This window comes from Desulfurispora sp., from assembly GCF_052744395.1.
Map to the genome: position 1 here is coordinate 1 of NZ_JBRAJI010000066.1, position 9,263 is coordinate 9,263.

At 55.2% G+C, this 9,263-nt stretch carries 14 protein-coding genes and 1 pseudogene; 11 read left to right on the top strand and 4 right to left on the bottom strand.

What is annotated here, in order from left to right:
* Both ACUVTU_RS12700 and ACUVTU_RS12705 read right to left on the bottom strand, forming a co-directional pair.
* Window positions 1-280, bottom strand: a pseudogene (locus ACUVTU_RS12700) (uroporphyrinogen decarboxylase family protein); the annotation flags it as partial.
* Window positions 281-362: 82 nt separating this feature from the next.
* Window positions 363-1,064 carry a B3/B4 domain-containing protein gene (locus ACUVTU_RS12705; protein ID WP_445890326.1) on the bottom strand — a complete coding sequence of 234 codons (702 nt, stop codon included), beginning with the start codon at window positions 1,062-1,064 and terminating at the stop codon, window positions 363-365.
* A gap of 302 nt (window positions 1,065-1,366) precedes the next feature.
* On the opposite strand from ACUVTU_RS12705, the gene ACUVTU_RS12710 reads away from it, so the two are divergent.
* A complete protein-coding gene (locus ACUVTU_RS12710) occupies window positions 1,367-2,104 on the top strand; it encodes an ABC transporter ATP-binding protein (RefSeq protein ID WP_445890327.1) in 738 nt (245 codons plus the stop codon).
* A 93-nt stretch (window positions 2,105-2,197) separates the two neighbouring features.
* Complete coding sequence (locus ACUVTU_RS12715) at window positions 2,198-2,431, top strand: hypothetical protein (RefSeq protein WP_445890328.1); 234 nt, start codon at window positions 2,198-2,200, stop codon at window positions 2,429-2,431.
* Between the two features lie 53 nt (window positions 2,432-2,484).
* Here the strand turns inward: ACUVTU_RS12715 and ACUVTU_RS12720 are convergent, their stop codons facing one another.
* Both ACUVTU_RS12720 and ACUVTU_RS12725 read right to left on the bottom strand, forming a co-directional pair.
* Window positions 2,485-2,892: a HEPN domain-containing protein gene (locus ACUVTU_RS12720; RefSeq protein ID WP_445890329.1), complete on the bottom strand. Its 408-nt coding sequence runs from the start codon at window positions 2,890-2,892 to the stop codon at window positions 2,485-2,487.
* Window positions 2,873-3,220 (bottom strand): nucleotidyltransferase domain-containing protein, encoded by a 348-nt coding sequence (locus ACUVTU_RS12725; RefSeq protein ID WP_445890330.1) that lies wholly within the window; start codon window positions 3,218-3,220, stop codon window positions 2,873-2,875. The genes ACUVTU_RS12720 and ACUVTU_RS12725 overlap by 20 nt, the downstream gene beginning before the upstream one ends.
* A 302-nt stretch (window positions 3,221-3,522) precedes the next feature.
* Between ACUVTU_RS12725 and ACUVTU_RS12730 the strand changes: the two genes are divergently transcribed.
* From ACUVTU_RS12730 to ACUVTU_RS12770, 9 genes are all read left to right on the top strand, one after another.
* Window positions 3,523-3,810 (top strand): type II toxin-antitoxin system Phd/YefM family antitoxin, encoded by a 288-nt coding sequence (locus ACUVTU_RS12730; protein ID WP_445890331.1) that lies wholly within the window; start codon window positions 3,523-3,525, stop codon window positions 3,808-3,810.
* A complete protein-coding gene (locus ACUVTU_RS12735) occupies window positions 3,807-4,226 on the top strand; it encodes a putative toxin-antitoxin system toxin component, PIN family (RefSeq protein ID WP_445890332.1) in 420 nt (139 codons plus the stop codon). The genes ACUVTU_RS12730 and ACUVTU_RS12735 overlap by 4 nt, the downstream gene beginning before the upstream one ends.
* A gap of 200 nt (window positions 4,227-4,426) precedes the next feature.
* The gene (locus ACUVTU_RS12740; RefSeq protein ID WP_445890333.1) at window positions 4,427-5,293 is read left to right on the top strand and encodes a methyl-accepting chemotaxis protein; all 867 of its coding nucleotides are present in this window, start codon (window positions 4,427-4,429) and stop codon (window positions 5,291-5,293) included.
* 13 nt (window positions 5,294-5,306) lie between these two features.
* A complete protein-coding gene (locus ACUVTU_RS12745; protein WP_445890334.1) occupies window positions 5,307-5,972 on the top strand; it encodes a type IV pili methyl-accepting chemotaxis transducer N-terminal domain-containing protein in 666 nt (221 codons plus the stop codon).
* 301 nt (window positions 5,973-6,273) lie between these two features.
* Window positions 6,274-6,759 carry a nucleotidyltransferase family protein gene (locus ACUVTU_RS12750; RefSeq protein ID WP_445890335.1) on the top strand — a complete coding sequence of 162 codons (486 nt, stop codon included), beginning with the start codon at window positions 6,274-6,276 and terminating at the stop codon, window positions 6,757-6,759.
* Window positions 6,756-7,160 carry a HEPN domain-containing protein gene (locus ACUVTU_RS12755; protein ID WP_445890336.1) on the top strand — a complete coding sequence of 135 codons (405 nt, stop codon included), beginning with the start codon at window positions 6,756-6,758 and terminating at the stop codon, window positions 7,158-7,160. Before ACUVTU_RS12750 ends, ACUVTU_RS12755 begins: the two co-directional genes overlap by 4 nt.
* 135 nt (window positions 7,161-7,295) lie before the next feature.
* Window positions 7,296-8,363 carry an O-antigen ligase family protein gene (locus ACUVTU_RS12760; RefSeq protein WP_445890337.1) on the top strand — a complete coding sequence of 356 codons (1,068 nt, stop codon included), beginning with the start codon at window positions 7,296-7,298 and terminating at the stop codon, window positions 8,361-8,363.
* 315 nt (window positions 8,364-8,678) lie between these two features.
* Window positions 8,679-8,978, top strand: coding sequence for an AbrB/MazE/SpoVT family DNA-binding domain-containing protein (locus ACUVTU_RS12765; protein ID WP_445890338.1), 300 nt, complete (start codon window positions 8,679-8,681; stop codon window positions 8,976-8,978).
* Window positions 8,956-9,234, top strand: a complete 279-nt coding sequence (locus tag ACUVTU_RS12770) for a type II toxin-antitoxin system RelE/ParE family toxin (RefSeq protein ID WP_445890339.1) — start codon at window positions 8,956-8,958, stop codon at window positions 9,232-9,234. Before ACUVTU_RS12765 ends, ACUVTU_RS12770 begins: the two co-directional genes overlap by 23 nt.
* The last annotated feature ends 29 nt before the right edge of the window (window positions 9,235-9,263 follow it).

The window sequence follows — 9,263 nt, forward strand, 5'->3', positions numbered from 1 at the left end:
CTTCCATAAAGCCCTGTGCGGCCACGGCCCGCTCAAAGGGCCCGTCCACGGTCACACCGCAGCGCAGGCCGGCGGCATGGGCCTTTTGCACCAACCGCTCCATGGCGCCGCCCTGGAGGGGTAGGCTTTCCAGCGGGCTGGTGTAGCTGAAAAAGCAGTAGTCGGTGCCCAGGTGGGCGGCTAGGGTAATTAAAGATTCCTGCTCTGGGGAGAGCCCCAGACTTGACAACACTTCCCCGGCGATCCACAGCTCGCCCCGGGGAATTTTACTTTTGGCCATGTTTGCTCCCTCTTTTAGGGACCGGCTCAAGTCCGCACTGTGCTTGTGCTGCAATGGCCTTGCTGCCGGTTTTGCTGCTGGCTTAAAGCTCCAGCACCGGGTTGGCCGCATCCACCAGCCCTGTTTTCACCGGGCAGTTCAAAACACTGCTCAAAAAAGCAGCCAGTTCGTCGCGGGCGGCGGTTACCGCATCCAGATTGCTATCATGGAACCCGTCAATGGGGAAAAAGATATCCCGGCTGGCGGCGGTTATCTTGCCGTCCTCGCTCTGCCGCCAGATCCAGCGGCGGGTCTTGATGGTGCTGCCGCTGGCATAAACCAGCTCGCCCGGGCCGGGCTGCTCGGCCTCGCTTTGCCCGAAGGGCAGGAAGGTGTCCTCCGGCCGGGAAAAGCGCACCATGATGTCGCCCGTAAAGCGGTCCATATCGTGCGCCCCCATGGGCACCAGGTGTTTTAAACAAAAGGCGTTGGCCAGATCCACCACGGGGCTGATCCGGGGGCAGTCCCCCCCTTTGGCCAGGCGGCTGAGCAGTGCCTCGATGGAGGCGGGAAACTTGTTCGGGTTGATGCCCAGGCGGCTCATAGCCTGGCGGTAGGGAAGGCAGGCCGGGTGCTCTTTGACGTTCACCCCGGCGAACTGTTCCCGCACCCGGGTCACCTGCTCGGCGAGCAGCTGCTCCACAGCGGGCAGCGGGCGGCTGTTGTCCACTCCCCGGGCCACCACCACGCCGAAACAAACGCCGGGCAGTTGTTGAAAAACAGCTTCTTCTACAACAAAGCGCATTTAGGGGATACCTCTTTTCAGGTACAGAATAAATATTCTGGGACATATTTTACCACAAAATGATACCGAATCGCTTCAAGCTGTATAAAATTACTCAAAAAACTTATTTTTTCGCTTGCTGCGGAGGTGTTTAATGAAGCGGGATAAAAGACTATGCTGGATTGCAAATATTTTTTGCCCACAATATCCCACAATTTCTTAACCGGTTGTTAACACAGCTCTCATATTTATCTGGCTGCTGCGCGTTAGTCTGGGCAGGAATCAGTATGTTGGCGGGTGATGCTCCGGCGCGGGTGGTATAGATGGCGGTCGGGCAAGCCCGGGCGAGAAAAGGCGAGGTGAAGGCCATGGCTGGTGCGGCCGGTCCCCTGATTTACTGCCAGGACCTGGTGAAAATATATCCCCTTTCCGGGGTGGAGATACCTGCCCTGCGCGGCGTTAGCCTGCATATCGGGGCGGGTGAGATGGTGGCCATCATGGGTGCCTCGGGTTCGGGCAAGTCCACACTTTTGAATATACTGGGCTGCATGGATGAGCAGACCGGCGGCCGTTACCTGCTGGACGGGGTGGAAGTGAGCACGCTCCCGGAGCAGGAGCGGGCGGCCCTGCGCAATCGCAAGCTGGGCTTTGTCTTTCAGCGCTACAACCTGCTGGCCCGGGCCAGCGCCCTGGAAAATGTCCAGCTGCCCCTGTACTACGCCGGTGAGAGTGGTCCGGCCGTGCGGCAAAAAGCGCTGGAAGCTCTGCAAATAGTGGGGCTGGCCGAATTTGCCCACCACCGGCCCAACCAGCTTTCGGGCGGCCAGCAGCAGCGGGTGGCCATCGCCCGGGCCGTGGTGGGCAAGCCACTGGTCATCCTGGCTGACGAGCCCACCGGTGCGCTGGATACCCAGAACAGCGCCGAGGTGATGGAGATTTTCCAGCAGCTCAACCGCCGGCAGGGTGTGACCGTGATCATCGTCACCCACGAACCCGAAGTGGCCGCCTACTGCCGGCGCAAAATCATCATGCGCGACGGGCTGATTGTGAGTGATGAGTGAAATTTAACACCAGCCCGCTTCTCCTGCTGCCGGGGGCATGGTATAATCGACCAAGAAGGAGTTCATAAGGGAAAATTAATTGATATATGACTTGTGGGTTATTTGCTGGTGGAGTACCGGGAACTGTTGCCGCCGGAAGTAGCTGCCGAGGTGCACAATCTGGCCCGGATATCCATATGGCTGTGCAAGGAAAGGGAGTTTGCTTCCTGCGGTGACCTGGATTTTATTCCCACAGAAGAATATACCGTGCAGGACGCCCGGCGGGCCATAGCCGATGCCGAGCATACAGTAAAGCTGGCGCTAAAAATGATTAACGCCACCGTTTGACGGATCAGGCCGCAAAAAGAACCAGGCCACCGCCCAAAGCGGTGGCTGATTTACTAATAACCGATCAGTTTGCCCACTGTCTCCACCACATCCCGGGCTATATCCACCGCTGAGCGGGCGGCTTGCTGATTGTAAACCCGGGCCGGAATGCTGTCCGGCAAGCCGTTCGGATAGCGGGTGGGAATATAATAACCGTCCAAAATACTCCAGGCTGATTTTTTCTGGGCAATGTACTGTTCATAAGCAGCGGCTTTTTCTGCCAGCATACTCACGGCATGGCCCAGGACAATAACTTCCCCTTGCGCGTAGAGAAAGGCCTTAAGGGCCTTTTCCGCCACTTGTTGGGCCAGAAAACAAGCTATATGATAGCCGCCCTCTTCGGCCAGGTGCTGTGCCCATTTTAGATCTTCCCTGGCCTGTTCCAGCCAGCGGCGGGCTTCTTCATGAGGGGGTTTTCTCATAAAGCAAAATGGCCTCCTTAAGTGCTTCTTGGATAAAGGGACGGCTTTGCATTTGCTGCCACTCTTCCGGTGTGTAAACCAGTATATCCGTGGCTGTGCGGGGAGAAATTTGCTGGTAGATGTGAGCGGTTCTTTCAATAAAAGGCAAATCAGTATGCATGACTACAAATATGTCCAAATCGCTGCACAAACCGGCCTGACCGCGGGCGTAAGAGCCAAAGAGAATAATTTTATTCGCTCCCATTTCTTGCAATTTACTACTGATGCGCTCCAGTTCTGTGGCCATTAGTTTGTTATGCCGGGAGGTTTCTTTTTCCAGATCAAACATGGATGTTATCCCCGTTGCTTATTCAAAATATTTCCTGTCAGGCTTTTGGTATTGATTATAGCAAATGCCAGTTAAAGTGAAAAGCTTTATATTTGCCCCGGCCGGATGCTCGCCGGGACAGCCTGGGATTAAGGCAAGTCAATGCTTTAACGCTTTAACGTAGCGGGGGACTGTCCTTTTTTGGGAGAGCCTGGAAGCATCCAAAAGAGGCTTCCAGGAGCGAGCGCGATTATTTCTTGTTGTATCCCGACCATACTGTTATAATAAAGGTAAAGCTGTACTAATAGCTGGAGGTTTACGTTATGGAAAAAATAATAGGAATTAACGAAGCCCGCCCCAGACTTTCGGCCCTTATGGAAGCGTTGGATAGCCCGGTGATTATCACAGTCAATTCCGAGCCCAGAGGCGTTTTGGTGCGCTATGATGAGTACGCCAGGCTGGTCAAAGCAGAGCAAGAAAATAAAAGGTTGATTTTGCAGCTGGCTGTAGAAAAAGCCAGGCTGCAGGCGGCGGAAAAAGGACTTGCTGCAGAGGATGTAAACCGGGAGATAAAAGAGTACCGGGAGTTCAGAAGGAGCAGAGGCCGGTGAGAGTGGTTATTGGTACCAACGTTTTGATTTCCGGCCTGCTTTCACCTTCCGGTCCACCGGTAGCCGTTCTGGATATGTGGATTTCCGGCCGGATCAATGTTTGTGTCAGCCCGGATATAGTAAATGAGTACGTGTCCGTGCTCTTGCGGCCGCGTTTTGCCGTTCTGGGAACACTGGCGGAAAGGAGCGGGATAATTACCGGGCTGGTGGAACTGCCCAACACCACAATAGTTTACCCGCTGTGGCAGCTCAATGTAATTGATGCCGACCCGGACGACAACATCTTTCTGGCCTGCGCGGTGGAAGCGCGGGCCGAAGTTATTGTTTCCGGTGATGAGCACCTGCTGGCCCTGGGGGAATACCAGGGCATCGCCATCTGGCAGCCGGCGTATTTTGTTAAAGTGCAGCAAGTTTAGGATGTGGGCGCGGGACATGGCCGGTGTCGATCATTCGGTAAAACTGGTGCTGAAAATGATTTTGTACCACCGCTCAAGAGCGGTGGTTTTTTTGATCGTCTGGTAATCTTTTAGTAATGATTTTGTAATCTTTGCCGTTTATAATTTTACACCAACCCGATACGTGTTAGGGCAGGGAATAAAGGAGGTGCATCAAAAACATGCAGCGTGACGAACTGGGCCAGCTGTTGGAGGCTTTTTCCACCATGAAGGGCAACCTGCGCCAGCTGATTGGCGAACTGGTGGAAAAATCCCGCCAGGCCGCCGAGGTGGCCGAGCAGCTTTCTCAGGTAACCGACCAGATTGCCCAGGGAGCTACCGAAAACGCCAGCGCCGCGGTGCAGATTTCCTCCAGCATGGACGAAGTGGCCGGGCGGGCCAACAATGTGCTGGAAATGGCCGCCCGGGCGGCCCGGCAGGCCGACGAGGGCCGGGAGAGCATGGAGACGGTCAGCCGGCAGATCAGCATTATGCACGAGGTCACCCGCCAGGCGGCGCAAAAGGTGGAGCATTTCGCTACCACATCGGAGCAAATCAATAAAATTCTGGCCATGATTGCTGCCATTGCCGACCAGACCAACCTGCTGGCCTTAAACGCCGCCATTGAAGCGGCCCGGGCCGGCGAGCACGGCCGGGGCTTTGCCGTGGTGGCCGAGGAAGTGCGCAAACTGGCCGAGCAATCGGCCGCCTCGGCCCGGGAGATCGGGCAGCTGGTGGGCAGTATCAGCGGTGATGTAGGGGAAATTGTGCGGCTGATGCAAAACACGGCTGCGGAGGCCGACCGGGGCCTGGAAGTAACCGCCCGGGCCAGCCAGAGTTTTCAGGAAATCCTGCACAGCGTGCGGCAGGTGGAAAACCAGGTGGCCGATGTGGCCTCGGCTACCGGCCAGGTGTCGGAAGCCGTGCAGAATATTGCCGCCTCCACACAGCAGCAGAGCGCTACTTTGCAGGAAACCGCCAGCAGCATCAGCACGCTTTCCGCCATGGCCGACGACCTGCAGAACATGGCCGAGCGGTTTAAACTGTGAGGGGGTGGCAGCGGTGCTCAACTTGAGTGTACGCATGAAACTGCTCTTGCCCATGCTGATTATACTTTTGCTCACCGTCGGGCAGATTTATCTGATCCAGCACATGAACCAGGTGCAGCAGGCTGGCACGGTGCAGGTGAACCTGGCCGGGCGGCAGCGCATGCTCAGCCAGAAGATGAGCAAGGAAACCCTGGCCTACGCCCTGACCGGCGACGGCCAGTACCTTAAAGCCCGGGATGAGACCATGGCCACACTGGAAAAATCCCTGGTCGTGCTCCAGCAGGGTGGTCGTATCGCCTTAAGCGGCCGGGAAGTGAGCGTGGCCCCGCCGCCCGCCTCCGAAATCAAACAGGCCCTGGATGAAGCAGCCCGTTACTGGCAGAGTGTGAAACCCCTGTACACCGGCGTGGAAAGGCAGAGCGACCCTAAAGCGGCCAGCCAGGCGCTTTTGCCGGTATCGGTAGAGCTTTTGCAGCGCTTTGAACGCATCACCGGCCTGTATGAAAAAAGCAGCGCCGCCGTGGTGGGGCGCAGTATGGCTTTCATTTACGCCTGCCTGGCGGTTTACTTTGTCCTGGTGGGGGTAGCCGCCTACCTGATCCAGACCCGCGTGGTCCGGCCGCTTTTATATTTACGTGATGCCGCTGCACGCATTGCCCGGGGCGATTTGAGCGATTGACGCCGGCAAAAGAGTAACGCCACCGCTTTAAAGCGGTGGCTGCTTTTTATGCACAGCCAATTATTTCGCCCACTGTTACCACCACATCCCGGGCTATATCTACCGCCGAAAGGGCAGTCATGCTCCAGGAGGACTTTATTGATTTTGCAGCTGGCTGTAGGAAAGACCGGGCTGCAATCAGCGGAAAAAGGACTTGCTGCGGACGCGGACTGCCGGGAAGGACAGTAATTAGTGTTTTGGAGAATGGCAAAATATAGTATAATATTATATTATCCGGAGGATTGACTGGCAGGTGATTAAAATGTTCCAGGAGCAATATCAGCAGGCGCTGGAATTTTTGCGGCAGGCGGTCAACCAGGTTTATGGAGAGCGACTGGTTTCCCTGGCCGTCTTTGGTTCGGTGGCTCGAGGCAGACCGCGGCCTGATTCAGATATAGATATTTTTTTAGTGGCGGAAAACCTGCCGCGCGGGCGCATACCGCGCATGGAGGAATTTTCCGCCGTAGAAGATGTATTTGCTAAATTATCTGGACGGCTCAAAGATATTCAGCCCGAGCTTTCGCCGATCATCAAGGAGAAGAGCGAAGTGTTGCAGGGTAGCTGGCTGTTTTTGGACATGGTGGACGATGCGCAGATATTGTACGATCGGGGCGGCTTTTTGCGCCGCCATCTGGAAAAGTTACGAGCCAAGCTGGAGCAGTTGGGTGCGCGCAAAATATACCGGGCCGGGGCCTGGCACTGGGTGCTGAAAAAAGACTACCGGCCGGGGGATGTGATTGAACTATGACCAATATCACCCTGGCCCAGAGCTATTTGCTGAAAGCCAGCAAGCGGCTGAAGATTTTGCCGGTGCTTTTAGCTGAAGAGGCTTACTCCGATGTGGTGCGGGAGGCCCAGGAGATAGTCGAGCTGGCTACCAAGGCCATGCTGCGTCAAATTGGTGTAGAACCGCCCAAACAACACGATGTGGGTTACCTGCTGGTGGAGTACCGGGAAATGCTGCCGCCGGAAGTGGCTGCCGAAGTGCATAACCTGGCCCGGATATCCAAATGGTTGCGCAAGGAAAGAGAATTTTCCTTTTACGGCGACCTGGATTTTATTCCCACGGAAGAATATACTGTGCAGGATGCCCGGCGGGCTATGGCCGATGCCGAGCATACGGTAAAACTGGCGCTGAAAATGATTTAAAGCCACCGCCCAGAGCGGTGGTTGATTTGTGTGTTATGGTATAATTTTACCAGTACGGTCACGGGAAGGTGAAACTATTGGATAGAGCAGGTCAGTACCGCAATCTCACCGCCGCCTATCTGGGAGCGGCCCCTGGTGGAAAAAAGCCGCACCAGCGAAGTAAACGTGTGGCACCGGCTTTACTACAGCCGCGATGCCTGGCAGCTTGTCCGGCAAAGGCCTCTCACCGGCTGGGGCGGCGGGGGCTGGCAGGACGCCTACCGGCAGCAGCAGAGCTATCTGTACCACTCCAAGCGGGTGCACAACCAGTATGCCGAAGTGGCCGTGGAAACCGGCCTGCCCGGACTGCTGGTTTATCTGGGGGTATGGGGTTTGTTCATCCTTCGGGCGGGGCAGCTGTACAGCCGCAGCCGGGGAGAGGAGAAAAACGTTGCCGGTGCGGCTTTGGGGTACCTGCTCTTTTTTGCCCTGCACACCACCATTGACTTTGATTTCAGCTACCTGGCAGTCATGTCCACCGTCTGGGCCGTGGGTGGGGCGGTGAGCCGGCAGGTACAAGCCTGGGAAAGGGATGACCGGGGTCAGATAGATACAGATAAAGTTTGCTTTTTCGGACAGGATACCCGGGAGGGGGCCAGACCCCCTTCGGCCCCTGGTAGATTGGTGTATCAAGGAGGACTGGCTTTTTTGCTGCTGCCGGTGCTGGTGGGCAGCCTCTGGCTGGGCACGGCCGAGTGGTATTATCAGGGGGCAGTGCGCCGGTATATGGCCGGGGAGCAGAAGGCGGCGCAAAAAATGATCTTAAGCGCCATAGCCATGTACCCCTTGCATAGCGATTATTACCAGCTGGCCAGTAAACTGGCCATTGCCGGTGGAGGCACGACTGCTGCGCTCCGGTGGGCTCGCAAGGCGCAGGAGGTAGCACCGCGCTCGGTGCTGGCGATAGAGCAGATAGTGCAAGCGGCGCGGCCTACCGGGCAGGTGGATGTGGCGGTGGCGGCCGCTCGTTGCTATAGCCAGTTTTTCCGCTGTGACATCGCCGGCCGGAACAGACTGGCCCGGCTGCAACTGGATGCAGCTGTACAAAGCCTGCAGCAGGGCGATAAGCAAAGGGCGCGGCAGTATGTGGATGATTGCCGGGCCACGCTGGAGCAGACCGCCAGCTTTTGGGAGCAAGTACCGGAAAAATACCGGAAAATGTAGCATACTCCGCCCCGCATGCCCACGGATAGGCAGATACTACTCGAGGAGCAAATTGCCACTTTGCAGGGATATATTATGAAATAAAACGGCAGCCAGGTGCGGGCTACCTGGAGTGACGGGATTAAGTTAGAATGATGCTTTAATGCTTTAACGTAATGAGGGACTGTCCCCTTTTGGGATGGCCTGGAAGCCTTCCGGGGAGGCTTCCAGGTGCAAGTGCGATTATTGCAAACATTGTTATAATATGATACTATACAAATACAGCATAACAGCTTAGCTGTAAATACAGTTAAGTGTAAAGGGTGGTGATATTTTATGCCGGAAGTAATTCAGCAGGTACAAAAACGGATGCTCATCAGTCTGGCTCAAATTGCTAAAAAAATGAACATCCAGGAAGGCGACTATGTAATGATAGAAGAGCGGGATGGGGGTATTTTCATACGCCCCGTTTCCTGGCACAACAAAAGTCAGGAATATTTTTGGTCAAATGAATGGCAGGAAAAGATGATGCGCAGTGCCAGGGCTTTGCAAAATGGGCGATTTAAGACATTCACCAGTACCGGTGAATTGTTGAAAGAGCTTGGTGAAGAAGATGCCGACGATCATCTTAACTGAGCCCTTTGAATCAGACTTTTGGAAGCTATCCAAAGCAGAACAAAAACAGGCCAGAAAAACCATATTATTTCTGGCGGACAATCCCAGGCATCCTTCACTCCAGGTACACCGCATCAAAGGCACGCCATTTTGGGAAGCTTATGTAAACATGGACATCCGGATTATCTTTGAAAGAAGTAGTGATATGCTGATTTTGCACGCCATAGGACATCATGATATTTTACGGAAAAAAGGTGTTGATTGTCAACAGAATTGACCCACTATGTGCAAATAAAATTGATCCAC

What these genes read in the sequence shown, in the direction of transcription:
- ACUVTU_RS12705 (WP_445890326.1), bottom strand. Translation starts at nt 1,064, where the DNA reads ATGCGCTTTGTTGTAGAAGAAGCTGTTTTTCAACAACTGCCCGGCGTT.
- ACUVTU_RS12710 (WP_445890327.1), top strand. Translation starts at nt 1,367, where the DNA reads ATGGCGGTCGGGCAAGCCCGGGCGAGAAAAGGCGAGGTGAAGGCCATG.
- ACUVTU_RS12720 (WP_445890329.1), bottom strand. Translation starts at nt 2,892, where the DNA reads ATGAGAAAACCCCCTCATGAAGAAGCCCGCCGCTGGCTGGAACAGGCC.
- ACUVTU_RS12725 (WP_445890330.1), bottom strand. Translation starts at nt 3,220, where the DNA reads ATGTTTGATCTGGAAAAAGAAACCTCCCGGCATAACAAACTAATGGCC.
- ACUVTU_RS12730 (WP_445890331.1), top strand. Translation starts at nt 3,523, where the DNA reads ATGGAAAAAATAATAGGAATTAACGAAGCCCGCCCCAGACTTTCGGCC.
- ACUVTU_RS12740 (WP_445890333.1), top strand. Translation starts at nt 4,427, where the DNA reads ATGCAGCGTGACGAACTGGGCCAGCTGTTGGAGGCTTTTTCCACCATG.
- ACUVTU_RS12750 (WP_445890335.1), top strand. Translation starts at nt 6,274, where the DNA reads ATGTTCCAGGAGCAATATCAGCAGGCGCTGGAATTTTTGCGGCAGGCG.
- ACUVTU_RS12755 (WP_445890336.1), top strand. Translation starts at nt 6,756, where the DNA reads ATGACCAATATCACCCTGGCCCAGAGCTATTTGCTGAAAGCCAGCAAG.
- ACUVTU_RS12765 (WP_445890338.1), top strand. Translation starts at nt 8,679, where the DNA reads ATGCCGGAAGTAATTCAGCAGGTACAAAAACGGATGCTCATCAGTCTG.
- ACUVTU_RS12770 (WP_445890339.1), top strand. Translation starts at nt 8,956, where the DNA reads ATGCCGACGATCATCTTAACTGAGCCCTTTGAATCAGACTTTTGGAAG.